26 protein-coding genes and 1 tRNA gene are annotated in these 24456 nt (G+C 73.6%); 14 read left to right on the top strand and 13 right to left on the bottom strand.

The features are described from left to right. Positions 1-5: 5 nt before the first annotated feature. The 3 genes from L3X23_RS21000 to L3X23_RS20990 all read left to right on the top strand — a co-directional run bounded on the left by L3X23_RS21000 (position 6) and on the right by L3X23_RS20990 (position 3036). Positions 6-950, top strand: a complete 945-nt coding sequence (locus L3X23_RS21000; RefSeq protein ID WP_237193868.1) for a Ppx/GppA phosphatase family protein — start codon at positions 6-8, stop codon at positions 948-950. After that, the gene (locus L3X23_RS20995; RefSeq protein ID WP_374204883.1) at positions 947-1633 is read left to right on the top strand and encodes a uracil-DNA glycosylase; all 687 of its coding nucleotides are present in this window, start codon (positions 947-949) and stop codon (positions 1631-1633) included. Before L3X23_RS21000 ends, L3X23_RS20995 begins: the two co-directional genes overlap by 4 nt. Positions 1634-1695: 62 nt before the next feature. After that, entirely contained in the window at positions 1696-3036 is a 1341-nt protein-coding gene (locus tag L3X23_RS20990) for an NAD(P)/FAD-dependent oxidoreductase (RefSeq protein WP_237193866.1), read from the top strand. 41 nt (positions 3037-3077) lie between these two features. Here L3X23_RS20990 and L3X23_RS20985 read toward each other — a convergent pair whose 3' ends face one another. Both L3X23_RS20985 and L3X23_RS20980 read right to left on the bottom strand, forming a co-directional pair. Then, positions 3078-4226: an RNA polymerase sigma factor gene (locus L3X23_RS20985; protein WP_237193864.1), complete on the bottom strand. Its 1149-nt coding sequence runs from the start codon at positions 4224-4226 to the stop codon at positions 3078-3080. Continuing rightward, positions 4223-4570: a YciI family protein gene (locus L3X23_RS20980; RefSeq protein ID WP_237193862.1), complete on the bottom strand. Its 348-nt coding sequence runs from the start codon at positions 4568-4570 to the stop codon at positions 4223-4225. The genes L3X23_RS20985 and L3X23_RS20980 overlap by 4 nt, the downstream gene beginning before the upstream one ends. A gap of 97 nt (positions 4571-4667) precedes the next feature. On the opposite strand from L3X23_RS20980, the gene L3X23_RS20975 reads away from it, so the two are divergent. From L3X23_RS20975 to pyrE, 3 genes are all read left to right on the top strand, one after another. Further along, positions 4668-4741: transfer RNA gene (locus L3X23_RS20975), tRNA-Leu, on the top strand. Positions 4742-4942: 201 nt separating this feature from the next. Continuing rightward, positions 4943-5476, top strand: coding sequence for a barstar family protein (locus L3X23_RS20970; protein ID WP_237193860.1), 534 nt, complete (start codon positions 4943-4945; stop codon positions 5474-5476). 1236 nt (positions 5477-6712) lie between these two features. Further along, positions 6713-7240, top strand: a complete 528-nt coding sequence (gene pyrE, locus L3X23_RS20960; protein WP_237193859.1) for an orotate phosphoribosyltransferase — start codon at positions 6713-6715, stop codon at positions 7238-7240. 259 nt (positions 7241-7499) lie between these two features. On the opposite strand, the gene L3X23_RS20955 is transcribed toward pyrE, so the two are convergent. Next, on the bottom strand, positions 7500-8057 hold the full coding sequence (locus L3X23_RS20955; RefSeq protein WP_237193857.1) for a GNAT family N-acetyltransferase: 558 nt from the start codon (positions 8055-8057) through the stop codon (positions 7500-7502). A 110-nt stretch (positions 8058-8167) separates the two neighbouring features. On the opposite strand from L3X23_RS20955, the gene L3X23_RS20950 reads away from it, so the two are divergent. Then, positions 8168-8650 (top strand): GNAT family N-acetyltransferase, encoded by a 483-nt coding sequence (locus L3X23_RS20950; protein ID WP_237193855.1) that lies wholly within the window; start codon positions 8168-8170, stop codon positions 8648-8650. Positions 8651-8659: 9 nt separating this feature from the next. Here the strand turns inward: L3X23_RS20950 and L3X23_RS20945 are convergent, their stop codons facing one another. Next, complete coding sequence (locus L3X23_RS20945) at positions 8660-9073, bottom strand: cupin domain-containing protein (RefSeq protein ID WP_218129842.1); 414 nt, start codon at positions 9071-9073, stop codon at positions 8660-8662. A 65-nt stretch (positions 9074-9138) separates the two neighbouring features. On the opposite strand from L3X23_RS20945, the gene L3X23_RS20940 reads away from it, so the two are divergent. After that, positions 9139-9657 carry an endonuclease V gene (locus L3X23_RS20940; RefSeq protein ID WP_237193853.1) on the top strand — a complete coding sequence of 173 codons (519 nt, stop codon included), beginning with the start codon at positions 9139-9141 and terminating at the stop codon, positions 9655-9657. Between the two features lie 4 nt (positions 9658-9661). Here the strand turns inward: L3X23_RS20940 and L3X23_RS20935 are convergent, their stop codons facing one another. Continuing rightward, positions 9662-9955 (bottom strand): VOC family protein, encoded by a 294-nt coding sequence (locus tag L3X23_RS20935; protein WP_237193852.1) that lies wholly within the window; start codon positions 9953-9955, stop codon positions 9662-9664. Between the two features lie 24 nt (positions 9956-9979). Further along, a complete protein-coding gene (locus L3X23_RS20930; RefSeq protein WP_237193850.1) occupies positions 9980-12136 on the bottom strand; it encodes an HNH endonuclease in 2157 nt (718 codons plus the stop codon). A gap of 70 nt (positions 12137-12206) precedes the next feature. Between L3X23_RS20930 and L3X23_RS20925 the strand changes: the two genes are divergently transcribed. Then, on the top strand, positions 12207-12617 hold the full coding sequence (locus tag L3X23_RS20925) for a GNAT family N-acetyltransferase (RefSeq protein WP_237193848.1): 411 nt from the start codon (positions 12207-12209) through the stop codon (positions 12615-12617). A gap of 98 nt (positions 12618-12715) precedes the next feature. On the opposite strand, the gene L3X23_RS20920 is transcribed toward L3X23_RS20925, so the two are convergent. The 4 genes from L3X23_RS20920 to L3X23_RS20905 form a co-directional block, all read right to left on the bottom strand. Then, entirely contained in the window at positions 12716-13177 is a 462-nt protein-coding gene (locus tag L3X23_RS20920) for a group II truncated hemoglobin (RefSeq protein ID WP_237193846.1), read from the bottom strand. Between the two features lie 29 nt (positions 13178-13206). Beyond that, entirely contained in the window at positions 13207-14874 is a 1668-nt protein-coding gene (locus tag L3X23_RS20915; RefSeq protein ID WP_237193845.1) for an FAD-binding dehydrogenase, read from the bottom strand. A 442-nt stretch (positions 14875-15316) separates the two neighbouring features. Next, positions 15317-15538: a hypothetical protein gene (locus tag L3X23_RS20910; protein WP_093083638.1), complete on the bottom strand. Its 222-nt coding sequence runs from the start codon at positions 15536-15538 to the stop codon at positions 15317-15319. A 27-nt stretch (positions 15539-15565) separates the two neighbouring features. After that, entirely contained in the window at positions 15566-16027 is a 462-nt protein-coding gene (locus L3X23_RS20905; RefSeq protein ID WP_237193844.1) for an NUDIX hydrolase, read from the bottom strand. A gap of 61 nt (positions 16028-16088) precedes the next feature. Here L3X23_RS20905 and L3X23_RS20900 point away from each other — a divergent pair, with 61 nt between their 5' ends. From L3X23_RS20900 to L3X23_RS20890, 3 genes are all read left to right on the top strand, one after another. Continuing rightward, complete coding sequence (locus tag L3X23_RS20900; RefSeq protein ID WP_237193843.1) at positions 16089-16487, top strand: hypothetical protein; 399 nt, start codon at positions 16089-16091, stop codon at positions 16485-16487. Positions 16488-16587: 100 nt separating this feature from the next. Continuing rightward, entirely contained in the window at positions 16588-17406 is an 819-nt protein-coding gene (locus L3X23_RS20895; RefSeq protein WP_093083646.1) for a Bax inhibitor-1/YccA family protein, read from the top strand. Positions 17407-17532: 126 nt separating this feature from the next. After that, positions 17533-17979: a pyridoxamine 5'-phosphate oxidase family protein gene (locus L3X23_RS20890; protein ID WP_237193842.1), complete on the top strand. Its 447-nt coding sequence runs from the start codon at positions 17533-17535 to the stop codon at positions 17977-17979. Positions 17980-18031: 52 nt separating this feature from the next. On the opposite strand, the gene shbA is transcribed toward L3X23_RS20890, so the two are convergent. After that, positions 18032-18667: an RNA polymerase sigma factor ShbA gene (gene shbA / locus L3X23_RS20885; protein WP_237193828.1), complete on the bottom strand. Its 636-nt coding sequence runs from the start codon at positions 18665-18667 to the stop codon at positions 18032-18034. 353 nt (positions 18668-19020) lie between these two features. Between shbA and L3X23_RS20880 the strand changes: the two genes are divergently transcribed. Both L3X23_RS20880 and L3X23_RS20875 read left to right on the top strand, forming a co-directional pair. Next, positions 19021-20634, top strand: coding sequence for an ATP-binding protein (locus tag L3X23_RS20880; protein ID WP_237193827.1), 1614 nt, complete (start codon positions 19021-19023; stop codon positions 20632-20634). Positions 20635-20674: 40 nt separating this feature from the next. Next, complete coding sequence (locus tag L3X23_RS20875) at positions 20675-22030, top strand: cystathionine beta-synthase (RefSeq protein ID WP_237193826.1); 1356 nt, start codon at positions 20675-20677, stop codon at positions 22028-22030. Here the strand turns inward: L3X23_RS20875 and L3X23_RS20870 are convergent. Then, positions 21996-23018 carry an ABC transporter ATP-binding protein gene (locus L3X23_RS20870; RefSeq protein ID WP_237193825.1) on the bottom strand — a complete coding sequence of 341 codons (1023 nt, stop codon included), beginning with the start codon at positions 23016-23018 and terminating at the stop codon, positions 21996-21998. The genes L3X23_RS20875 and L3X23_RS20870 overlap by 35 nt on opposite strands. After that, positions 23015-24361 (bottom strand): iron ABC transporter permease, encoded by a 1347-nt coding sequence (locus tag L3X23_RS20865; RefSeq protein ID WP_237193824.1) that lies wholly within the window; start codon positions 24359-24361, stop codon positions 23015-23017. The genes L3X23_RS20870 and L3X23_RS20865 overlap by 4 nt, the downstream gene beginning before the upstream one ends. Positions 24362-24456: the final 95 nt, after the last annotated feature.

Genomic DNA, 24456 nt, shown 5'->3' with positions numbered 1-24456 from the left:
CACGTATGTCTCGGGTGGCCGCCATCGACTGCGGGACCAACTCGATCCGTCTGCTCGTCGCGGACGTCACCGAGAGCTTCGACGGCACCAAGGACCTGCGGGACCTGCACCGGGAGATGCGGATCGTGCGGCTGGGCAAGGGGGTCGACGCCACGCGGCGCCTCGACCCCGAGGCACTCGAACGCACCCGGGTCGCGCTCGTCGACTACGCCGCGGCGATCCGACGCAAGGGCGTCGAGCGCGTCCGGATGGTCGCCACCTCCGCGACCCGGGACGCGGAGAACCGCGAGGACTTCTTCGGCATGGTCCGCGAGACCCTCGGGATCGACGCCGAGGTGATCAGCGGGGACGAGGAGGCGCGGCTGTCCTTCCAGGGCGCGGTGGGCGACCTGGACCCGGACGACGGCCCGTTCGTCGTCACCGACATCGGCGGCGGCTCCACCGAGGTCGTCGTCGGCACGGTCGCGGACGGGGTCACGGCGGCGCGCTCGGTGGACGTCGGGTCGGTGCGGCTGACCGAGCGCTGCCTGCCGGGGGACCCGCCGTCGAAGGAGGACGTCGAGCGGGCGCGGGAGGTCGCGCACGGCATCCTGGCGGAGGCCTTCGCGTCGGTCCCGGTCGAGGGTGTCCGCACGTGGGTCGGCGTGGCCGGGACGATCACCACGCTGTCCGGGATCGCACAGGACCTGCCGGAGTACGACCCCGAGCGGGTGCACCTGTCGACCCTGACCAGGGCGGACGTGCACCGGGTCGCCGAGCTGTTGATCACCTCGCCGCGGGCGGAACGCGAGCAGCTGGGGGCGCTGCACCCCGGCCGGGTCGACGTGATCGGCGCGGGCGCGCTCGTCGTCGAGGCCCTGGCGGACGAGTTCCACGCCAAGGCCGGGATCGACAGCATGATCGTCAGCGAGCACGACATCCTCGACGGGATCGCGCGATCCATCGCGTGAGCAGCCTCGCCGTGCTCGACGCGCAGGTCGCCGAGTGCCGGGCCTGCCCGCGGCTCGTCGAGTGGCGCGAGCAGGTCGCCCGCGAGAAGCGGGCGGCCTTCCGGGACTGGACGTACTGGGGCCGACCGGTTCCCGGGTTCGGCCCGCCGGACGCGCGGCTGCTGATCGTCGGGCTCGCGCCGGCCGCGCACGGCGCGAACCGGACCGGCCGGATGTTCACCGGCGACCGCTCCGGAGACGTCCTCTACGCCGCCCTGCACGCCGTTGGGCTCGCGAACCAGCCCACCGCCGTCCACAAGGACGACGGACTCGCCCTGCGGGGGACCCGGATCACCGCCCCGGTCCACTGCGCCCCGCCCGCCAACAAGCCCACCCCGCAGGAGCGCAACGCCTGCCGCCACTGGCTCGACGCCGAGCTCGCGCTGCTCCGCCCGACGCTGCGCGCCGTCGTCGTGCTGGGCGGGTTCGGCTGGCAGGCGCTCCTGCCGGTGCTGGAGGAGAACGGGTGGCCGGTGCCGCGGCCGCGGCCGAAGTTCGGGCACGGCGCCCACTTCCAGACCGCTGACCTGCACGTCTTCGGCAGCTACCACGTCTCGCAGCAGAACACGTTCACCGGCAGGCTGACCCCCGCGATGCTGGAGGAGGTCCTCGGCGAGGCGGGGCGTGCCGCAGGTCTCATGTGATCCGTTGCGGCCGGCGCCGATCCCGGGCGTGTTGCTTTCGTCTTCGGAGTACCAATGAAGGCATGGCGCAGGCACAACGGATCGTGATCGTCGGCGGCGGCACGGTCGGCATGAACACCGCTCTGCGGCTGCAGAAGAAGCTGCGGCGCGGGCGGGCCGACATCACGGTCATCGACCCCCAGTCCCACATGACCTACCAGCCGTTCCTCCCCGAGGCCTCCGCCGGCTCCATCGAGCCGCGGCACGTGGTGGTCCCGCTGCACAAGGTCCTGCGCGGCTGCACCGTGCTCACCGGCCGGGTCACCTCGATCTCGGACGCGCAGAAGGTCGTCTCGGTCGAGACGGCCGCGGGCGAGTCCGTCTCCGTGCCCTACGACGTCCTCGTCGTTTCGCCCGGCTCGGTCGCCCGGACGCTCCCCGTCCCCGGCCTGCCGGAGCAGGGCATCGCGTTCAAGACCGTCGGCGAGGCCATCTACCTGCGCAACCACGTGCTCTCCCGGCTGGACGCCGCCTCCACCACGACCGACGAGGACGAGCGCCGCAGGCTGCTCACCTTCGTCGTGGTCGGCGGCGGCTACGCGGGCGTCGAGGCGCTCGCCGAGCTGGCCGACATGGCCCGGTACGCCACCCGGTACTACCAGCGGATCGAGGCCGAGGACCTCCGCTGGGTGCTGGTCGAGGCGATGGACCGGATCATGCCCGAGGTCGGCCCCAAGATGGGCGTCTACACCGTCGGTCGGCTGCTCGACGCCGGCATCGAGGTCCTCCTCGAGACCCGCGTCGAGTCGATGGTCGGCGGCCACGTCGTGCTGTCGGACGGGCAGGAGTTCGACGCCGACACGATCGTCTGGACCGCGGGGGTCAAGCCGAACCCGATGCTGAACGCCACGGACCTGCCGCTCGGCCCGCGCGGGCACGTCGAGTGCGAGGCCACGCTGGCCGTGGAGGGCCTCACCGGGGTCTTCGCCGCCGGTGACTGCGCCTCCATCCCCGACCTGTCCAAGGAGGACGCGAACGCCCGCACCAGCCCGTCGGCGCAGCACGCCGTGCGGCAGGCGAAGGTGCTGGCGGACAACGTGATCGCGCACCTGAACGGCACTTCGCTGAAGCAGTACAAGCACAGCTACGCCGGGTCGGTGGCCTCGCTGGGGCTGTACAAGGGCGTCGCGCAGGTCTACGGGATCAAGCTCAAGGGCTTCCCGGCGTGGTTCATGCACCGCACGTACCACGTCTCGCGGATGCCCACCTGGAACCGCCGCGTCCGGATCCTCATGGACTGGACGACCGCGTTCCTGATGGGCCGTGAGGTCGTGGCCCTGGGTGAGATCCACGAGCCCAAGGCCGAGTTCGCCCGGATCTCCGGGGGCACGGTGACCCCGCTGCCCCAGAAGACCGCCTCCTGACCCCGTGAGTGACCCGTGAGTGGCGATAGTCGCTAGAGCGACTATCGCCACTCACGGGTGTGTTTGGCCCTGCGCTCCAGGTAGCGGCGTTCGGGGAGGCTGCGGGTGAGGCCGGCGGCCAGGCGGTAGTCCGCCTCGGCCTGCTCGCGCCGCCCCGCCCGTTCGTGCAGGTGGGCGCGCACCGCCGGGAGCCGGTGACCGGGCAGGTCGAGATCGCGCAGCAGGTCCAGGCCCGCGTCGGGACCGCGCAGCTCGGCGAGCGCCACGGCCCGGTTGAGCGTGACGACCGGGCTCGGCGCGATCCGGTCCAGCAGCTCGTAGAGCCCCACGATCTGGCGCCAGTCGGTCTCGCCCGGCTCGGCGTGCAGGGCCGCGATGGCGGCCTGCAGCTGGTAGGGCCCGAGCGGGCCCGCCGCGATCGCCCGCTCGACGAGCGCGGTGCCCTCGGCGATCTTCGCCGCGTCCCACAGCGCGCGGTCCTGCTCGGCGAGGGGGACGAGATCGCCCGCCGCGTCGGTGCGGGCGGGCCTGCGGGCGTCGGTCAGGAGCATGAGCGCGAGCAGACCGGTGGTCTCCGGGGTGGGCGGCAGCATCCGGGTGAGCCGGATCGCCTCGGTGCTCAGATCCACCCGGGCGAGCTCGTCGCCGCCGGACGCCGTGTACCCCTCGTTGAACATCAGGTACAGCACGTGGCTGACGTCTCCGGGGGTGTCGAACTCCCGGCCGCGCAGCGTCTTCTTCGCCCGGCTGATCCGCTGCGCCATCGTCGCCTCGGGGACCAGGAACGCCCCGGCGATCTCGGCGGTGGTGAGCCCGCCGACCGCCCGCAGGGTCAACGCGATCCGGCTCGGCGGGGACAGGGCGGGGTGGCAGCACAGCCCGAGCAGGGTGAGGGTGTCGTCGGTGTCGGGCGCCTGCGCGGGCGGCGGTTCCAGCAGGGCCAGCCGCTCCTCGCGGGCCCGGCTCGCGCGCTCGCTCCGCACGGCGTCGATCACCCGCCGGTGCCCGACGGCGACGAGCCACCCGTGCGGGTTGTCCGGGACCCCCTCGCTCGGCCACTGCCGGGCCGCGGCGAGCAGCGCCTCCTGGACGGCGTCCTCGCAGAGGTCGAACTGCCCGTGCCTGCGGACGAGCGCGCCGAGGACCTGCGGCGCGCACTCGCGCAGCAGGTCCTCGACGCGCCCGGTCACATCTCCCCGCCCTCCCCGAGGAGGGGGCGGACCTCCATCGGGGTGTGCACCTTGGGCCAGCGGGCGGCGATCTCGAGCGCCCGCTCCTCGGACTCGACGTCCACGATCAGGTAGCCGCCGAAGTGCTCCTTCGCCTCCGCGAGCGGCCCGTCGGTGACCACACCGTCGCTCCGGACGACCTTCGTGCTCGCCGGGTCCGCCAGCGCCGCGGTGTCCACCAGCTCGCCGGACTCCTTGAGCTCGGCCATGATCGCGTCCATCTCCGCCATGAGCGGGGCGCCCTCCTCGCCGAAGAACACCGCGCGCGTCTCGGGGTTGTCGTAGATCATCAGCAGGTACTTCACGGGAGGCTCCTCGTCCTCGGCGGGCCGCTGGTGCGACCCTCTCGCATCCGGGTCGGAGCCGCGAGCACGATCTCGACATCGCTAGTGTTCCGACATCGCCCCCGTAGCCCAACCGGCAGAGGCAGGCCCCTTAAAAGGGTCACAGTGTGGGTTCGAATCCCACCGGGGGCACTCGCTCCGACCGGTCAAATCATGGCTCTGAGCTGGTAATTCTCGTGGTGATCGCCTCCGGAGCTGTCCGGCCGTGTCCGGCCGAAACCGGCGTTCTCCGGCTGGCTGTGCCGAATACGTGCCGAAGTTCTGGCGTGCGGAGATCCGGCTACTCGACCCGAACACCCTGCGCGAGCTGAGTCCATCGGCCACCATGCGGCCATGACCCGGCGCCTGCTTTTCGATCCGACCGACCGCGAGACGTTCGTGAGGCAGTGGCAGCGCTTCGACTACCAGCTCTTGCAGAGCGGCTTCGTGCACCGCGTTCCCGATGTCGAGGCGCTGCGGCGCGCCGGGCGGCTGCTGGGAGGCGCCGGCTATCTGGTCCACGAGTTGGACGCGGTGTCCTGGTCGACCGACGACGACCTGCACGCCGCCTTCGCGACCGCTCTGGGCTTCCCCGGCTACTACGGTCGGAACTTCGACGCGCTGAACGATGTCCTCGGTGACATTGCCCGGTTCGAGTACGGCAGCGACCCGGCCTCGACGGGAACGGTCGTGCTGATCGACAACTACGACCAGGTGCATGCGTACTCCTCGCGCACCGCCTCGGTGGTGGCCGACATCTTCGCTCGCGGGGCCGCATACGGGGCCGTCCTCGGGCACCCGATGTTGCTGCTGCTGCACTGCACCGCGGACCTGGGCGAACTCGGTGGGCGCCGGGCTCGTTCGAACCCTGTAGCTCTGCAAGCATGAATGCAACGACCGGCCTGCCACCGACCGACTCACTCGCCGCGGTGCCCGAGCGCGGCAGCTATGCGCTTGCGTGCGGACTCCTCCTGGCCACTGATGCACTTGGCGTAGATCTGGTGCAGGACACCGACGCTGTGCCCGGCCCATTCGGCGACCTGGGTCAAGTGCGCCGCCTCCGGCGGCGCGGGCCGGCTACGCCGGCACCACTCGGCTCGCTCGCTCCTGCCTCCGGCCCGCTCGCGGCCGGTGGCACCGGCTATCCGGCCCAAGCCCACGGATTGGCGCTTGACTCGCGCAGGCGATCCGGGAGCCGACCAGGGATCCGCTGAGCCGCCCGACGTCTTCTGCGGGCGACTCGTCTTGACGTCGGTCACCCATCCGTGAACGGACCCATGGGATCGTGTCCCGGTGGAGGACGTCCTACAGCAAGCGCTTGAGCCTGCCTTGCGAGACCTGCGGACGGTCGGGGTCCGGCCGCGGATCGAGGACAGCGACTGGGCGAAGGAGTGGGATGAGGAGCTGGACCGAGCCTCAGCGATGCTGCGGGGCAGGTACGGCTACAGGATGGGCATCGCCGTGGCCAGGTGGTGGCCCGACGCAGACCAGATTGTTTCTGTAGCCGAGCAGCTGCAGGAGTGGGCGATCGAGGAGCTTTGGACTGTCGGCGCCTCTACCTCCTGGCCGGAATGCCCGCACCATCCCGCTGCACATCCAATGGAGGCATCCTTGATCAGGAGCGAAGCTTGGTGGGTCTGCCCTCACTACCAAAGCCCCGTCGTACGAATCGGCCAGCTAACGGATCTGCGGTAGCTCGGCCTGCTCTGAACCCTTGCTTGAGGTAGAGAGGCCGGGCTCCGCCGGGACCGGCACCGCGCGGAGATCGGGGGAGGTGCGGCGGGCGGTGATCTCCTCACGTCGCCGAGACGGCAACCAGGTCGAGGGCCGGGGCACAAGGCGGGAAGACGTGCCTCGCACCCCGGCCCTCGACCTGGCAGGGATGAACCCGTGCCGCGACGAGATCACCTGGGGTCGGGGTCTGCGGCAGACTGCACTCACCGATCACCCGGCGGGCGACTTCCTCCTGTGTCGGAACGCGACTCCGCTGCGCGAACCGACCCGCACGGCACGGCCATCAGCTGGATCGCTGCGTAGCAGAGACGGCCTAGACCAGGACCTCGACGCGGTGCTCCGTCCGCACCCGACACCGCTCGGAGACCGTTGTCGGGGGACGATATCGCCGTGGAGCGTCGAGAATTGGCCGTGGCCATGTTCCGGGTCGCGCACCTTGTCGGAGAGTTCCAGCTCCGATCGGGGAGGACCGCAACCGAGTACTTCGACAAGTACCGCTTCGAGTCGCAGCCCGAGCTGTTGAGCGCGATCGCCGAGCACGCGTCGGTGCTCGTCCCGGAGGGCACCGAGGTCGTGGCCGGTCTCGAGCTCGGAGGGGTGCCGGTGGCGACCGCGTTGAGCCTGGCGACCGGGCTGCCGGCCGCGTTCGTCCGGAAGAAGACGAAGCCGTATGGCACCCAGCGCCTGGCCGAGGGCGCCGAGGTGGCGGGTCGGAGAGTCCTCGTCGTCGAGGACGTCGTCACCTCAGGCGGACAGATCGTCTCGTCCACTGCGGACCTGCGCAGGGCCGGTGCGATCGTCGACCAGGCGCTCTGCGTGGTCGATCGCGAGGAGGGCGGGGCGGAGAACCTCGCGGCCGATGGTGTGCGGCTCACCTCGTTGTTCAAGGCGGACGAGTTGCGAGAGGCGGACGGCTGACCAGACAGCTTCGTACCTCGATGCTGTCTGTCGGGGCACGGCTGTCCGGAGCACCTGCCCACCAGCTCGCTGACGGCGTCTGTTCAACGGTCGATGCGGTGAGGCTATCAGCGCCTGCCGGTCACGGGAGGTACACAGCGACGGCCTGGGCCCGGGTGCGCATCATGCCGTGAGCTCGACGAAGTCGGCCTCGGCGGCGTCCGGGATCGGGTGGAGCAGCGCGGAGCTGAGCGCGGCTCCCACGCTCCCCCGGCCGGCGTCAGACCGATGCGCCGTTCCAGTCCATTGCGCCCTCCGGCCACTCGGCGTCGGCGGTCGCTGTGGCTCGGACGACCATGGTCGTCCTCGCGATCTCGTCCACGAACGGCTGGGGCTCGGTCGTGTCGTCCGGCGAGTAGCGGACGCGGCGCGGCGAGAGCAGCGACCACCCGGCGCGCTCGTAGAAGGCCACGTGCCGGGGCGCGCACATCAGGAGGCCGAAGGGGACGTCGAGGCCGAGTAAAGCCGCGCGGACCTCCCGCATCAGGGCGAGGCCGACGCCCGACCGTTGACACGAGGGATGGACGGAGACGAGACCGACCACCCCGGCCAGTTGGTCCGTCCCCTCGACGTCGATGAAACGTCGGAGGACCCCCGCCGTCGCGACCGGACGGCCGTCGTCCCAGCCGATGACCCGCAGCTCAGGGCGCACGTACGACCAGCTTCGGCGGCCCTGGAAGAACTCGGGGAAGTGGGGGTAGGCCGCGCGCAGCAGCCCCGCGAGTTCCTCGTGCAGGTCGAGGGGCACACTGCCCTCGCGGAGAACGTTCCAGTGCATCGGCCCCACTATGCCGGGCGCACGTCACGCGGCTGGGCGTAGCGGGAGCGAAAGCATCCGTCCTCGGCCCCGAGGTCCTCCCAGGTCACGCCGTGGGGCACAGTCGTGGCGTGGTGTCCTTCGCCGAGTTCGCCGTCGACGGTCGTCCGGTCCAGCTGCGGCTGGCTGTCGCCGACGACGTGCCCGAGCTGGTCCGGCTCCTGGCCGCGGACCAGCTCGGCGCGACCCGGGAGAGCGCCGAGGACCCGGCGCCCTACCGGCGCGCGTTCGAGGCGATCGACCGGGACCCGGCCCACCTCCTCCTGGTCGCCGACGACGGGGGCCGCGCGGTCGGCACGCTCCAGCTCTCGTTCCTCCCCGGCCTGGCCCGCCAGGGCGCGCTCCGGGCGCAGATCGAGGCGGTGCGCGTCGCGGCCGGGCTCCGCGGATCGGGTGTCGGCGCGTGGATGGTGGGGTGGGCCGTCGACGAGGCGCGGCGGCGCGGGTGCGCGTTGGTGCAGCTCACGACGGACAAGCGCCGGGTCGCCGCGCACCGCTTCTACGAGCGACTCGGGTTCGTCGCGTCCCACGAGGGTATGAAGCTCAGCCTGTGAGCATGCCGCTCACGCCTCGCGCGGGTTCGCGCGGAACCAGTCGGCGATGCCGGGCATGGCCTCCTCGAACGCGCCGGGGACGGAGATGTTCAGGGCGCCGGCCCGGACATCGCCGCGGTTCTCGAAATCGTGGGTGGCGCCGCCCGGGACCAGCACGAACGAGCCCTTCGGAGCCTCGGTCCAGTGATCGTCGACGAAGAACGTGAGCACGCCTTCGAGGACGTAGAACACGTCGTCCTCCGGGTGGTGGTGCGGGCCTGGCCCCGCGGTGTGCGGGTCCATCCACCACTCGGAGATGGAGTACCGGTCGGCGGTCTCCGCCCCGTCCGCCTTGAACACCGCGTCCAGCCTGCCCATCGCGTATCGACGTCCGGCGCCCGGTGCGAGGAGGACCGGGGCCCGTTCGACTGGTGCTGCGCTCATCCCTCGACGGTATTCCTCCTGGTGGAGCGGCGCTTGAAGGAATGGGCACACCGTAGGCTCGCGACGTGATCATCGCGGTGGACGTGCAGCACCGCGACGACGGGGCCACCGGAGCAGTGGTCGGATTCGGGGAGTGGACGGACGGGGCCGCCGTGTTCGAGGCGGTGCACGAGACGGCGATGGCCCCGCACGCCTACGAGCCGGGCGCGTTCTTCAAGCGGGAGCTGCCGATCCTGCTCGACCTCGCGGCCGCGGCACGGGCACGCGGCCGGGTCGACACGGTCGTCGTGGACGGCCACGCGTGGCTCGACGGCGGACGCCCCGGCCTCGGCGCGCACCTGCACCGCGCGCTCGGTGGCCCTGTGGTGGTCGGTGTGGCCAAGACCGCGTTCCGCAACAGCGGCGCGGCGGAGGTGGTGCGGGGCGGAAGCGTACGACCGCTGTACGTCACCAGCGCAGGGGTCGACAAGGAGGTGGCGTGCGCGGCGGTCGCGGCCATGCACGGCGTCCACCGGATCCCGACCCTGCTCGCGCACGTCGACCGCCTCGCCCGCGGCATCGCGCTGCCCCGGCGCACCGAGTAGCCCCTCAGCGAGCGGTCACGATCACGACGCGGCCGTCCGGGTCCTCGAGCCGGTGCGTACCCGCGGGGAGATCTGCGGCGGCCGCGACGGTGAAGGCGAGGCGGAGCCGGTCCGTGGTCCTACCCGCCGTGCCGGGGTAGATCTCGACGACCGTGCCGTTCGCGAGCACGGCGGCGTGGTGGAGCGGTCCGTCGCCGTGCCTCTCCTCGACGAGCGGGAGACCCAGGTGCGCGTAGAACGCTCGGCAGGCCTCGACCTGCTCGGTGTAGAGCACGACCAGGTCGAGGCTTGCGTCCACGGGCCGAGTATGGCGGCCCGCCGGTCAGAACGGCGGGGGTTCGTCGAGCTCGACCGGGGGCGGTGGGCAGGGGACCGGGGGAGGCGGGTCGGGGCGCCAGACGAGCAGGGGCGCCTCCGACGACCGTGGCTCCCCGTCCAGTTCCGGGTCGGGGCCGTGTCGGACCGGCGTGGGTAGTGGCGGGAGCAGGGGCTCGGAGCGGGTGCGGTAGCTGCGGCCCAGGGGGCTGTGCCACTGGAACCGTCCCGGTTCGGGCTGGTCGAGGTGCCAGCCCCGTTGCTTGAGGCCGTGGTCGTGGCGGCAGGCCGGCCCGAGTCCGCCCGCGGTGGTGGTGCCGCCGCGGGCGTGGTCCACCGTGTGGTCGAGGTCGGCGGTGTGCGCGGGGGCGAGGCAGCCGGGGAAGGTGCAGTAGCGGTCCCGCAACTCGATGTGGCGGCGCAGGCCCGTGTGCGGGAACCGCGCCCGTGGCGCGTCGTCCAGTGGGCGTTCGCGGGGTGTGTCGATCTCGGCGAGGACCTCACTCCATGCGTGGGCGTGAGGGCGCGCCGTGCGGGATGGGTCGTCGATGAGCTCGGCGAGAAGGGTGGCGTAGACCAGGATGTCGACCAGGCCCGGTGCTGCGGGGGCGGTGCACGGCACCGCCGGCAGGTCGGGGCGGCGGCGCAGGGCTCCGGTGCGGACCACGCGCCCGTCCGGTCCGGTGATCGCGAAGCGCCACGGTGCGCCGCGCTGGGCGGCGACCAGCTCGCGGACGCGCGAGGCCGGGACGGGGCCCAGGTCCGGCAGCTCCGCGGGTCGGTCGTCGAGGCCCAGCAGGGTGGACAACGCGACCTGCAGGTGCACACCCTGTCGCGGCCTCGCGCCGCGGTCGGCCGGGTGCAGTGATCGAGTCGCCCTGGAGCTGCTCGGACCCGGGTCCGCGCGCCCCTGCCCACCCGGCTCCGATCCGGTCTCCGTCGACAGCGGTGGTGCGGGCCGGGACGGCGCGGACGGGGTGGGTTCGAAGGGGGCTGGTTCGGACTGTGTCGGTTCGGACGGGGCAGGTTCGGACGGGGCAGGTTCGGACGGGGCAGGTTCGGACGGGGCAGGTTCGGACGGGGCAGGTTCGGACGGGGCAGGTTCGGACAGGGCAGGTTCGGACAGGGCAGGTTCGGACAGGGGAGGATCGGACGGAGGAGGATCGGACGGGCGAGGATCGGACGGGGCAGGGTGGGACCGCGCTGGTTCGGAGTGCGCTGGTTCGGAGTGCGCCTGCGCGGACGCGGCGGACGCGGCGGACGCGGCGGGTGCGGAGGGGCTCGGCTCTGACCGCTCCGATCCGGCCGGCTCCGAGCGTGCCGATTCCGAGCGTGCCGATTCCGAGCGTGCCGATTCCGAGCGTGCCGGATCCGACTGCGCCGGTTCCGCGGCCGCGGTGAGCAGGACCTGCGCGATCGCGTCCTCGTCGAGGCCGTGGAGGGTGCCGTCGAGGAGACCGACGAAGACGTCCGCGCGGATCCGACCCACCGTGCCCGGGTGACCGGCGGCGCGCACCCGGCGGGCGAGGCGATCGATGCGGGCCACGGCGGCGTCCGCCGATTCCGGAGCGAGGCCGCCCGCCGAGATCGTCGCCGTGCCGTCCTGACCCACCCACGCCCACACCGACCGCTCAGCGTGGGCCTTGCGGAAGCGGCGCTCGAAATGCTCTGGGTCGATCTCCATCACGAGCCGGCGCAACCGGCGGGCGATCTCCGAGGTGGTGCGTTGCTCGGCCCACGGCACCACCATCCCGCAGATCCGCTCCACCTGGGCCGCGGGCAGACCGGCGAGGTGGTCGACGAACACGACCGCCCGAGGCGCGTCGACCAGTCCGGCCTCCAGCGCCGCCCACACCGCAGGCAACTCCGTGACCAGTGCACACGCCTCGTCGGTGCGGCGGTCCGCCGCCCGCCGCGTCCAGCACAGCGCAGCACGGATCTCCTCCGCCCACTCCGGCGCGGCACCCGGTGCCGAGCCGACCGCGGCCATCCACCGGTACAGCCCCGCCCGCGCGTGCGCCTCCTGCCGCTGCCACGCCTCCACGACGGTCAACCGGTCCGCCCCCTCCAGCCCGGCCGGATCGAGCTCGGCCAACAGCGCACCCAGCCGCGGACCCGGCGCCAGGTGCGCCAGATTCGCAGGCAGGGTGCCCGTCGACTTCATGGATCGAACATACATTCGAGCACCGACAATTTCGGCGACCCGCGACGATGACACCTGGCACGCTCCACACATGGAGATCCGCCCCGCCCGTCCCGAGGACCGCGACGCGGTCGTGCGGATCTGGCGCCGCGCCGTCGAGGCGACCCACCATTTCCTCACCCCGGCCGACGTGGACGCGCTGGAACCGGAGGTCAGGGCGATCCCGCTGGGGATCCTGGTGGCCTGCGACCCGGGGCCGGTCGGCTGGATCGCCACCCACGAGGACCGGATCGAGGCCCTGTTCGTGGATCCGGACGTGCACGGACGCGGTGTCGGGACCGCGCTGCTGGCCACGACGTCCGCGACGCACGTCGACGTGAACGAGCAGAACCCGTCCGGCCGGGTGTTCTACGCGGCGCGCGGGTTCGTCCCCGTGGGACGCTCGGAGCTCGACGGCGAAGGCAGGCCCTTCCCGCTGCTCCACCTCCGCAGGCCGGGGTAGCCGGGCCCTCTTCGAGCACGTCGCGACGACCCCTCGGCGTGCTCCCTGCGCAGTCGCCGCTCGCGGCCGGGCACCGCGTGCGGGACGTCGAGGCCTGGTCAGGGCTGATAGGGCGGCGCGACGCCCCAGCCCCATCGCGGCACGGGCGCGTGCTCGACGAGCTCAGCGCCGGGTTGCGAGTTCGCCAGCGCGAGCCGGGTGCCCCACTCGACGTAGCCGACGAAGGCCGCCCGGAACTCCGGGTCGCTCGGCAGACCCGCGTCGTCCGCGGCGAGGCTCATCAGGGAGGCGAAGCGGAACCGCTGGTCCGAGGTCAGGCCGAGGTCGCGATGGTGGGCCAGCATGGTCTCGTACCCGCCGCGCTGCTCCGTGTAGCCCGCAGCGCCGCCGAACACCTCGATCCACCACGTGGTCACGTGGGCGCGGTGGGGCTCGGAGACGCCACCGGGGAACAGGGGGCCGAGCAGGTCGTCGGCCTCCACCCGGTCGTAGAACGCGTCGATCAGGCGGCGGAACGCGGCGTCGCCGCCCGCCCACTCGTGGAGCGTCGGATCTGCCATCTGTAAGACTGTAATCAGGAAGGCGAGCCTCAGGCGGTCGCCCGGGCGGCGGCCCGGCCCGCCTGCCGACCGCTGAACAGGCAGCCGCCGAGGAAGGTGCCCTCCAACGAGCGGTAGCCGTGCACCCCGCCGCCGCCGAAGCCCGCGACCTCGCCCGCGGCGAACAGCCCCGGGACCGGCTCGCCGGACGCCCCGCGCACCTGCCCCGACAGGTCGGTCTGCAGCCCGCCGAGGGTCTTGCGGGTGAGGACGTGCAGCTTCACCCCGATCAGCGGCCCGGCCGCGGGATCGAGGATCCGGTGCGGGGCGGCGGTGCGGGCGAGCCGGTCGCCGCGGTAGCGGCGGGCGTTGTGGATCGCCATGACCTGGGCGTCCTTGGTGAACGGGTTGGCCAGCTCCCGGTCCCGGGCGACGATCTGGCGCTCGACGTCCGCCGCGTCGAGCAGCGGCGAGGAGGTCAGCTTGTTCATCCCGGCGACGAGCTCGGACAGGGTGGGGGCGACCACGAAGTCCGCGCCGCGGTCCATGAACGCCTGCACGGGACCGGGGGCGCCGGGCCGGATCCGGCCGAGGGTGAGCCGGAGGTCCTTGCCGGTGAGGTCGGGGTTCTGCTCCGAGCCGGAGAGCGCGAACTCCTTCTCGATGATCTTCTGGGTCAGGATGAACCAGGAGTGGTCGTGACCGGTGGTGCGCAGGTGGGCCAGTGTGCCGAGCGTGTCGAAACCCGGCAGGTAGGGCGCGGGCAGGCGCCGCCCGGTCGCGTCGAGCCAGATCGACGACGGCCCCGGCAGGATCCGGATCCCGTGCCCCGCCCAGACGGGCGAGTGGTTCTGGATGCCCTCGACGTAGTGCCACATGCGGTCCCGGTTGACCAGCCGCGCGCCCGCCGACTCCGCGATGCCGAGCATGCGCCCGTCGACGTGCGCCGGGACCCCGGTGACCATCTCCACGGGTGGGGTGCCCAGCCGCGCGGGCCAGTTCGCGCGGACCAGGTCGTGGTCGGCGCCGATCCCGCCGGAGGTGACGACGACCGCCTGTGCGGACAGCTCGAACGTGCCGACCCCGGTCCGCGAGCTCGCCTCACCGCGGGCTGCGGACGACGGCTCGAGGACCGTGCCGGAGACCCCGGTGACGACCCCGTCCGTGCTGGTCAGCGCGTCCACTCGGTGGCGGAAGCGCAGCTCCACGAGCCCGGCCCGCGCGGCGTCTCGCACCCTCGCCGCGAACGGGGCGACGAGCCCCGGGCCGGTGCCCCACGTGACGTGGAAACGGGGGACCGAGTTCCCGTGCCCGTCCGCCAGGTACCCGCCGCGTTCGGCCCAGCCGACGATCGGGAACCACCGGACGCCCATGCCGTGCAGCCACGCCCGCTTCTCACCCGCGGCGAAGTCCACGTAGGCGGTGGCCCATTGGCGGGCCCAGAAGTCCTCGCCCGCCGGATCGTCGACGCCGCGGTCGAACTGTGCGCTGCCCAGCCAGTCCTGCAGCGCCAGGTCGGCGGAGTCCTTGACGCCCATCCGGCGCTGCTCGGGGGAGTCCACGAGGAACAGTCCGCCGAACGACCACCATGCCTGGCCCCCGAGGGTGGCCTCGGGCTCCTGGTCGACCAGGATCACCCGGCGCCCGGCGGCGGCCAGCTCGGCGGTGGCGACCAGGCCCGCGAGCCCGGCCCCGACCACGATGACGTCGGCGTTCATGTCCCCACCCTGGCCCGCCGGACCCGCGGCGGCAATCCCGACATTCCGCCCGTGACGCGTGGGCCGCCCAAGCGCCATGGAGTGACGCTTGGGACGCCCAAGCACCACGGACTGACGCTTGGGACGCCCAAGCATCACGCTTGGGACGCCCAAGCATCAACAGCATCAGCGGCCCGTGACGCGTGGGGCGCCCAAGCGCCACTGAGCGACGCTTGGGACGCCCAAGCGTCAGGAGTGCCCTAGCCCGGGCGGGGGAACGGCGAGGGCCGGAAAGCCGATCTTCATCACTTATGACGACCTCGCGTGATCATCCGTGCGGCCCGCGTAACGAGTTTTGCTTAGCCGTCGAACTACCGGATACACCGCGTGTCGCTGGGGAGCGGGCACGCGCTGCGGGGGTGCGGCGGCCGGTTCGGCCGCCGCACCCGATCACGTCACCCGGTCACCGCGCCGGGCGGTCCTTCTCGGTGAGCCGCGAGGCCAGCGGGCCGCGGGAGCGGCGCTGCAGCCAGCCGCGGGCCTGGCGCATCGAGCGGGTCAGCTGGTTCGGGCCCCGCCTGCGTTCGATGAGGTCCGCCGTCTTGCCCAGGGCCCAGCCGCCGAGCGGCACACCGATTGCCAGGATCAGCCACAGACGCAGCCGCTTGCTGAAGAACGCCCACATGGGGCGCAACCTAGGGCATCTCCCGGCCTAGCGCGCGCGGGCCGCGTGCGCTCCCGGATCCGCGGCGTCCGCGGCTGCGAGGCCGATGTCGACCAGCGACACCCGGGGCAGGGTGGAGACCTCGGCGCGGTCGAACCACTCCGCGCGGTCCGTGCTCCCGCCGATCTCGTGCCGCAGGGTGCCGCCCGTGACGTGCCCGGCGTAGACGATCCGGATGCCCTGCAGGTCGATGCGCTCGTCGCGGCCCCAGCTCGCGTCCGGGAAGTGCACGCTGTCGACGGTCAGGAGCCGGTCGAGCGCGACGGTGTAGCCGGTCTCCTCCTCGACCTCGCGGACGGCGGCGTCCCGCGGGTCCTCGCCGTGGTCCAGGCCGCCGCCGGGCAGCGTCCACTCCGGACCGCGCGGGCCCGTCCAGCGGGCGAGCAGGACCCGACCGGCACGGACGCAGACGACATAGGCGGCGGGACGGACGACGCGGCGCAGGCTCACCGGACGACCCTAACCGCCGCAAGATCCCCCCTGACCTGCGGATCTCGGTACCGTCGACGGGGTGTCGGGCGTGCTGGAGTACGTCGCCATCGCCGTCGCACCCACCCTCTTCCTGTGGGCCGTGGTGCGGTGCGGACCGCTGCTCCTGGACCTGCCCGAACGGCTCGCGGCCCGCCGCCGCCCGCCGGTGCCGCAGCACCGGCCGTACGAACGCCTCGTCGCCGACCTGCATCGGCTCCGCCGGGAGGTGCGCTGCAGTGCACCGACCAGCCGGGTCCGGCGGGTGGCGGTCCAGGCCGCCTACGACGACGTGCTCGCCGACCTGTGCCGCGCCACCGGTCTCGAGCACGTCCGGCTGGGAGACCTGCCCGAACGGGAGCGTGCCTTCGCGCGGCTGCAGGCGGAGGCCGCCCTCGAAGCGGCCGGGGTGCCGGTCGAGGAACCACCGCGTGCGGCCTGATCGCCACCGTGCCCGGGCGTCGGTAAAGTCTGTTTTACCCGGAGTGGGAACCAGCCTGCTCCCACCCACGTTGACTGGGTAACGCGACAAGGAGGAACCGGTGCGCACCAGCAGCAACCCGGCGTTCCGCAGGCTGCCCCAGCAGGGGCGGGGCGGATACGCAGGCTTCGGCTCTCAGGCCGGGATGATGGGCGGGGCCGCCGCCTACGCCGACCAGCAGGCCACGGGGGCCGAGTTCGGCACCCGGGCGCAGGGCGAGCGCGCGTTGACCCACGACGACGTCGTGATCAAGACCGCCATCACGGCGGGCACCGCGCTGGTCGCCGGGATCCTGACGGCCTGGTCGGGCCTGTTCGTCCTGGCCCTCCCCGCGATCATCGTCGGCTTCATCGTGTCGCTGATCGTGATCTTCAAGCAGTCCAGCAACCCCGCGCTCGTCCTGCTCTACTCGGCGTCGATGGGGGTCGCGCTCGGTGCGCTCACGGGCGCGCTCGAGTTCTCCGGGACGAACTTCCAGGGGATCGGCTTCCAGGCGATCGTCGGCACGGCCGGGGTGTTCGTCGGCATGCTCATCGTCTACAAGACGGGCGCCGTCAAGGTCACCCCGAAGTTCACCAAGTGGCTGATGGGCGCCTCGATCGGCGTCGTCATCCTGATGGTGGTCAACCTGCTGGCCTCGTTCTTCACCACCGGCGGGCTCGGCCTGCGGGACGGGTCGCCGCTCGCGTACCTGTTCAGCATCGTCTGCATCGGCGTCGCCGCGTTCAGCCTGATGCTGGACTTCGACATGGCCGACCGGGCCGTCAAGGAGGGCGCGCCGGCGAAGTTCGCCTGGTACATCGCCTTCGGCCTGATGACCACCCTGGTCTGGCTCTACATCGAGATCCTCCGCCTGCTCAGCTACCTGCGCTCGGAGTAGCCCACGGACACGGCCGGGTCACCCCCTCCACCCGGTCGGGACGGCGCCGCGGACCCCGGTCCGCGGCGCCGTTCTGTCGTGGAGACCTTGCCCGGTCCTGTCAGGGTTCGGGTGCAGGATGGGCCCATGCCGTCCTGGAGCGAGGTCGAGGAGCAGGCCCCCGAGCTGGCCGCGCGGGCCCGCGCGCTGTTCGAGGCGCACCGACACAAGACGATCGCGACCCTGCGCGCCGACGGGGCACCGCGGATCTCGGGCATCGAGTGCGCCTTCGCGGACGGCGAGCTGACCTTCGGCTCGATGCCGGCCGCGCGCAAGGGCGCCGACCTGCGCCGCGACCCGCGGTTCGCCCTGCACAGCGCGACCTACGACCCGCCGGAGAACGAGGCGGAGTGGGAGGGGGACGCGAAGGTCGCGGGCCGGGCCGTCCTCACCTCCACCCCGTCGGACGAGGCGGACGCCTACCGCGCGGACGTCACCGAGCTGGTGGTGACCCGGCTGAACGACACGGCCACGCTCCTCGTCGTCGAGTCGTGGACGCCGACCGGCGGGGTCGTGCGCGTCGAACGGGAGTGAGGCGATCGGCCCGTCCCTCCGCGGGCCGATCGCGCCACCCCACCTCGCCCGGTCACTCGCTCCCAGAGTTCAGCCAGCCGCGCAGCTTGCCCAGCGCGCGGTGTTGCGCCACCCGGATCGCGCCGGGCGTCGAGCCGAGCGCGACCGCCGTCTCCTCGGCGGACAGCTGGCCCAGCACGCGCAGCACCACGATGTCCCGCTGCTGCGGCGGCAACCGGTCCACCAGCGCCAGCAGCTCGCGCAGCTCCGCGGACCCGACGGCCGACGCCTCCGGGCCGGTCGCCGTGTCGGTGCCCTCGGGCAGCTCGTCGGACGGGTCCGACCGGTCCCGGGACGCGGCCCGGTAGGCGTCCGCGACCTTGTTGCGCGCGATCCCGTAGGCGAACGCCATGAACGGCGTCTCCAGGTCGCGGTAGCGGGGCAGGGCGGTGCACACCGCCAGCAGGACGTCCTGGGCCACGTCCTCGGGCGTCGACAGCCCCGGCGCGCGGTGTCCCAGCCTGCCCCGGCAGTAGCGGACCAGCAGCGGCGTCGCGGCTCGCAGCAGGCGGTCGAGGGCGGGCCGGTCGCCGTCCGCCGCGCGTCGGGCGAGGGCGGTGAGCTCCGCGTCGAGCTCGGCGCGGGCGGTCTCGGCCGGAGACAGCTCGGGGGTCGCCTCCCCGGGGTCGCGGGGACTGCCGCCTCGCACGCGTGCTCGCTCCTCCTCGACGGTCGCGGGCACGTGGGGAGTGGGGCCCGCGGCGCCCGGCGGTGGTGGGCGCCGCGGGTGCTCGGAACGGCCCGTTCCGGACCGGCGCGGAAGCGGTCGGGGTGAGCCGGGGAGCGGCGGGTGGCCTGGCGTGCCCTCCACGCCCCCCGCAGTGTGGGGGCCAAACCTAGCCCGAACGGTGGTGACTCGTGCTCGGAGAACGGAGTCTGCGGCGCACTCGTACAACGTCGTACACCCGTCGAGGCCCACGTCCGGCACCAGTGCCACACGACGCACGCCCGCGGTCGATCGTCCTATCCTCCGCTCGCGAGGATCGGGACGGGGAGGTCGGCATGCAGGACGGCGAGGCCCCCGCCGATCCCGACCGGGCCCTCGACCGGGCGGGTTTCGCCGCCGAGCTCGGCCGGCTGAAATCGGCCACCGGACTCAGCTTCCGGGCCCTCGCCCGGCGCACGGTCGCGTCGACCGACGCCGGCGTCGAGACCGGGGTGCCGCAGCTGCCGTTCACGACCATCCGGGACTACGTCCAGGGCCGGACCCTGCCGTCGGCCGCGCGGCTCGAGATAGTGCTGACCGCGTTGGGCCTGGCCCTCGCCGATCCCGACCGCGCCCGCTGGCAGGCGGCGCTGACCCGGGCGGGCACCGCCGCCACCCGACCCTCGCCGGACCTGCGCCCGTACCCGGGGTCGGCCCCGGTCGAGCGGGACCTGCGGGGCCGCGACGCCGAGACCGCCGAGGTGCTCCGCCTGCTGCAGGCGACACCGCCGGGTGGGACGGTCGTGGTGACGGGGCCGTCCGGGGTCGGGGTCACCTCGCTGCTGCGCGCGGGCGTGCTCCCGGAGCTCGACGCGGTCGCCGAGCTGGGCCCGGGGCCCGATCCCGCGGGCAGGCTGGCCCGCGCGCTGGCGGGCCCGGCCGCCCACCTGCTGGTCGACGACGTGCACACCCTCCTCGACGCCGAGCTGCGCGCCACCCTGCGCGGCCTGCTCGACGGCGGGCCCCGGGGCGGGCCGCGGGTGCTGCTGGGCATCCGCGAGGACGCCCTCGCCGACCTGGGTGCCGACGTCTCCGCACCCGGGGTCGTGCGGCTGCGCGGGCCGTCCGCGGAGAACCTGCGGGCGATCATGACCGAGCCCGCCGCGGCGGCGGGCTTCCCGCCCGCCGACGGGCTCGCGGACCTGCTGCTCGCCGAGCTGGAGATCGCGCCCGAGGCGGTGAGCTCGCCCGCCGGCGCCCTGCCGCTGCTGGCGGAGGCGCTGGCCGCGACCTGGGACCGGACCGTCGCCGACGGCAGCCCGACGGTCACCGTCGCGCACCTGCGTGCCTCCGGCGGCCTGCGCGGCGCCGCCGAGCGGATGGCGGAGCGGGCCTACGCCGCGGTCGGCGAGGACGTCGCCCTCGTGCGTCCGCTGCTGCTGCGGACGGTGCGGGCGCCGGGCAGCCAGGGCGCCGCGGACCCCGCCCGGCGCCGGATGCTGCGACTCGGGCTGACCGACGGGCAGCCGGGGGACGCCCTCGCGTCCGTGGCTGCGGTGCTGGTCGCGGGGCGGGTCCTCACGACGGACGCCGAGGCCCTCGAGATCGCCCACGACGTCGTCCTCCGGAGCTGGGGCAGGCTGGCGGGCTGGATCGCCGACGACCGCGCCCGCCACCCCGCGCGGTCGATGATCAGTGAGGCGACGTGGGTCTGGTTCCACACCGGGCGGGACCCGGGAGCGCTGCTGCGCGGGCGCAGGCTGGCGGAGGCGACGGCGTTCGTCGCCGACCCCGGGCGCGCCGCCGAGCTCTACCCGATGGAGCGCGAACTGGTCGACGCCAGCCGGGCGCAGGGCGACCGCCGGGAGACGGGGCAGCTCCGGGCGCTGCGGATCGCGGTCGGGGTGCTGGCGGCGGCCCTGGTCGTGACGCTCGTCCTGCTGGTCGGCGTGCTGGTGGGGCCGGGATAGGGGTGGCCCGGCGCGGGCGGCGACGTGGAACGATGCGGTCATGCGCTATGCCGAGCACATCTCGGACCTCGTCGGTGGCACCCCGCTGGTCAAGCTGGGATCGTCGACGCCCGGCCCGCTGGTCCTGGCCAAGGTGGAGTACCTGAACCCGGGCGGCAGCGTGAAGGACCGCATCGCCCTGCGGATGATCGACGCGGCGGAGGCCTCGGGCGAGCTGCGACCGGGCGGCACGATCGTGGAGCCCACCTCGGGCAACACCGGGATCGGGCTGGCCATGATCGCGCAGCGGCGCGGCTACCGCTGCGTGTTCGTGTGCCCGGACAAGGTGGGCGAGGACAAGCGGAACGTGCTCAAGGCGTTCGGCGCCGAGGTCGTCGTCTGCCCGACGGCAGTGGACCCCGACCACCCGGACTCCTACTACCAGACCTCCGACCGGCTGGTGCGCGAGATCGAGGGTGCCTGGAAGCCCAACCAGTACGCCAACCCGGAGGGTCCCGCGTCGCACTACGCGACCACGGGCCCGGAGATCTGGGAGGCCACCGAGGGCAGGGTCACGCACTTCGTGGCCGGGATCGGCACCGGCGGCACCATCTCGGGCACGGGCAACTACCTCAAGGACGTCTCCGGGGGCCGCGTGAAGATCATCGGCGCGGACCCGGAGGGCTCGGTGTACTCCGGCGGCACCGGGCGCCCGTACCTGGTCGAGGGCGTGGGCGAGGACTTCTGGCCGGACGCCTACGACAAGACCGTGTGCGACGACATCATCGCGGTGTCGGACGCCGACTCCTTCCACGAGACCCGCAGGCTCGCCCGCGAGGAGGCGCTGCTGGTCGGCGGCTCGTGCGGGATGGCCGTGGTCGCGGCCAAGCGGGTGGCGGAGACCGCGCCCGCGGACTCGGTGATCGTCGTGCTGCTGCCGGACGGCGGGCGCGGCTACCTCGGCAAGGTCTTCAACGACAGCTGGATGGCGAGCTACGGCTTCCTGCCGCCCACCGAGGGGGCCACGGTCGGAGACGTGCTGCGCCGCAAGGACGGCACGCTGCCGGACCTGGTGCACGCCCATCCGAACGAGACGGTCGCGGACGCGGTGCACTACCTGCGGGAGTTCCACGTCTCGCAGATGCCGGTCGTGAAGGCGGAGCCGCCGGTCATGGCCGCCGAGGTCGTGGGCTCGGTCGTGGAGCGCGACATCCTCGACCTGCTGTTCACCAACCGGGCGAAGCTGAGCGACCGCCTCGACGGCCACATGTCCCCGCCGCTCCCGACGATCGGCGCGAACGAGCCCCTGGACACGGCGATGCAGGCCTTCGCGAAGGCGGACGCGGCGATGGTCCTGGTCGACGGCAAGCCCGCGGGCGTCGTCACCCGCTCCGACGTCCTCGCGTTCCTGGGCTGATCCCGCCGTTCGCCGGGGGAGGCGGCACCGTGTGCACCGCCTCGGCGACGCGGAGCTGCACCGCGGTGCCGGGGGCGGGGGCGTCGGGGAGGCGGGCGGTGAGCCGGGTGCCGTCCGCCAGCTCGACCCGGGCGAGCGCCGAGTGCCCGAGGTAGTCCACGGAGCGGACCGTCGCCGGGACGCCCTCGCCCAGCCGCAGGTCCTCCGGGCGCAGCACCGCGAGCACCTCGCCCACCGCCCCGGACCGCACCGGCAGGTCACCGAGGACCGTGCGGACGCACCGGCCGTCGGACACCCCGGGGAGCAGCGCGGCCTCGCCGACGAAGCCCGCCACCCACGCCGTGGCGGGGGAGCGGTAGAGCGCGCGCGGCGTCGCGGTCTGGACCAGCACACCGGCGTGCAGCACCGCGACCCGGTCGCTGACCGACAGCGCCTCGTCCTGGTCGTGGGTGATCAGCACCGCGGTGGCGTCGCACTCCCGCAGGACCCGGGCGACGTCCGCCCGCACCTCGGACCGCAGCGCGGCGTCCAGGCCCGCGAAGGGCTCGTCGAGCAGCACGACGGCCGGTCCGGGGGCGAGCGCGCGGGCCAGCGCGACCCGCTGCCGCTGCCCGCCGGAGAGCTCGTGGGGCATCCGCTTCTCGAACCCGCCGAGCCCGACCAGCTCCAGCAGCTCCGCGGCCCGGCCGCGCGCCCCATACTCCACGTTGCGGGCGACGTCCAGGTGCCCGAACAGTGCGCCCTCCTGCGGGACCAGCCCGATCCGCCGCTTCTCGGGCCGCAGCCGGGTCACGTCCCGTCCGTCCAGCGACACCGTGCCGGACGTCGCCGGGTGCAGCCCCGCGACCACCCGCAGCAGGGTCGTCTTGCCGCTGCCGCTCGCACCGAGCACGGAGACGAGCTCCCCGGGGCCGACGTCCAGGTCGATCCCGTGCAGCACCTCCGCGCGCCCGTACCCGGCGTGCAGTCCCGTGACGGCGAGGCTCACCGCGGCCTGGCCAGGAGGAAGGCCGGGACGCAGGCGAGCACCACGAGCAGGAGGGCGGCGGGCGCGGCGGCGCCGTAGGACCCGGCGGCGGTGCGCTGCCACAGCTCCGTGGACAGGGTGTCGACGCCGATCGGACGCAGCATCACGGTGGCCGGGAGCTCCTTCATCGCGGTGACCATCACGAGCAGCCCGCCCGCCGCGATGCCCGGCCAGGCCTGCCGGGCGGTCACGGTCAGCCAGGTGCGGGGCGCGGACCGGCCGAGGGTCCGGGAGACCTCCTCGACCCCCACCGGGACCCGCTCGACCGCGGCCCGGGTGGCCCCGACCGCCTTGGGCAGGAACAGCACCGCGTAGGCGAAGACCAGGACCGGGGCGGTCTGGTACAGCCCGGGGACGGCGGCGAGGGAGAAGGAGACGAGCGACAGCCCGACGACGATCCCCGGCAGCCCGTGCCCGAGGTACGCGACCGACTCGATCGCCCCGACCAGCCGGCCGCGGTACCGGGCGGCCAGCGTCCCGACGGGCAGGGCGAGCACGACGGCCAGCACCGCGGCGCCCGCGCTCAACCCCAGGGTCGCCGCGGCGGCCCGGCCGAGCCGGGCCCAGTCGACGTCCACCCCGCCGACCTGCATGATCCGCCCGAGGAGCACCGTGACCGGGAAGGCGAGCGAGGCGGTCGCGACGACGGCCAACCCCACGACGGCGACCGGCGTGGCCCAGCCCAGGGACACCGGGGGGACGGTGCGGGTCGCGAGCGTGGCGCGGCCCCGGACCCAGCGGCGTCGGGCGGCCCGTTCGGCGGCGACGAGGGACAGGGTCAAGACGGCGAGGACCAGGGCGAGCACGGCCGCGCCGATCCGGTCGTAGGTGCCTTCGAAGGCGGCGCGGACCGCCCAGGTGAAGGCCTGGTAGCGCAGCAGCGCGACCGCCCCGAAGTCCGACAGCGTGTACAGCGCGGCGAGGAGGGTCCCCGCGAGCGCGGCGGGCAGGGCCTGCGGCAGGGTCACGGTGAGGAACGTGCGGACCGGGCCCCGGCCGAGGGTGCGGGCCACGTCCTCGAGCCCGGTGTCGGCCAGGCGCAGCGCGGCGGCGGTCGGCAGCGTGACGTACGGCGCGCAGGCGAGGACGAGCACCACGGTCAGCGGGAGCAGCCCGGAGGTCCCCGGCCAGGTCGTGACCACGGCGAACGCCACCAGGTAGGACGGCACGGCCAGCGGCAGGGACGCGAGTACCCACCACAGCCCCGGCAGCGGCAGCCGGGTGCGCGCGAGCAGCCACGCGGTGGCGACCCCCAGCACGAGGCACCCGACGGACACGCAGGCGACGAGGACCGCCGAGTTCACGGCCAGCTCGGCGGTGCGCGCGCGGAACAGCAGCGCGGCGAACCGCTCGGGTCCCGCCTCGGCGACGCGGACGAGGAGGTACCCGAGCGGGAGGG

Source organism: Pseudonocardia sp. WMMC193 (genome assembly GCF_021728735.1).
In the GTDB taxonomy this organism is placed as follows: domain Bacteria; phylum Actinomycetota; class Actinomycetes; order Mycobacteriales; family Pseudonocardiaceae; genus Pseudonocardia; species Pseudonocardia oroxyli.
This window is presented reverse-complemented; position numbering and strand designations above follow the sequence as displayed.

Bases quoted from the DNA above. Each gene is read 5' to 3' on its own strand.
- L3X23_RS20880 (WP_237193827.1), top strand. From the start codon at position 19,021: ATGCAGGACGGCGAGGCCCCCGCCGATCCCGACCGGGCCCTCGACCGG.
- L3X23_RS20875 (WP_237193826.1), top strand. From the start codon at position 20,675: ATGCGCTATGCCGAGCACATCTCGGACCTCGTCGGTGGCACCCCGCTG.
- L3X23_RS20970 (WP_237193860.1), top strand. From the start codon at position 4,943: ATGACCCGGCGCCTGCTTTTCGATCCGACCGACCGCGAGACGTTCGTG.
- L3X23_RS20925 (WP_237193848.1), top strand. From the start codon at position 12,207: ATGGAGATCCGCCCCGCCCGTCCCGAGGACCGCGACGCGGTCGTGCGG.
- L3X23_RS20930 (WP_237193850.1), bottom strand. From the start codon at position 12,136: ATGAAGTCGACGGGCACCCTGCCTGCGAATCTGGCGCACCTGGCGCCG.
- L3X23_RS20915 (WP_237193845.1), bottom strand. From the start codon at position 14,874: ATGAACGCCGACGTCATCGTGGTCGGGGCCGGGCTCGCGGGCCTGGTC.
- L3X23_RS20945 (WP_218129842.1), bottom strand. From the start codon at position 9,073: ATGAGCGCAGCACCAGTCGAACGGGCCCCGGTCCTCCTCGCACCGGGC.
- L3X23_RS20910 (WP_093083638.1), bottom strand. From the start codon at position 15,538: ATGTGGGCGTTCTTCAGCAAGCGGCTGCGTCTGTGGCTGATCCTGGCA.
- L3X23_RS21000 (WP_237193868.1), top strand. From the start codon at position 6: ATGTCTCGGGTGGCCGCCATCGACTGCGGGACCAACTCGATCCGTCTG.
- L3X23_RS20955 (WP_237193857.1), bottom strand. From the start codon at position 8,057: ATGCACTGGAACGTTCTCCGCGAGGGCAGTGTGCCCCTCGACCTGCAC.
- L3X23_RS20990 (WP_237193866.1), top strand. From the start codon at position 1,696: ATGGCGCAGGCACAACGGATCGTGATCGTCGGCGGCGGCACGGTCGGC.
- L3X23_RS20890 (WP_237193842.1), top strand. From the start codon at position 17,533: ATGCCGTCCTGGAGCGAGGTCGAGGAGCAGGCCCCCGAGCTGGCCGCG.
- L3X23_RS20920 (WP_237193846.1), bottom strand. From the start codon at position 13,177: ATGGCAGATCCGACGCTCCACGAGTGGGCGGGCGGCGACGCCGCGTTC.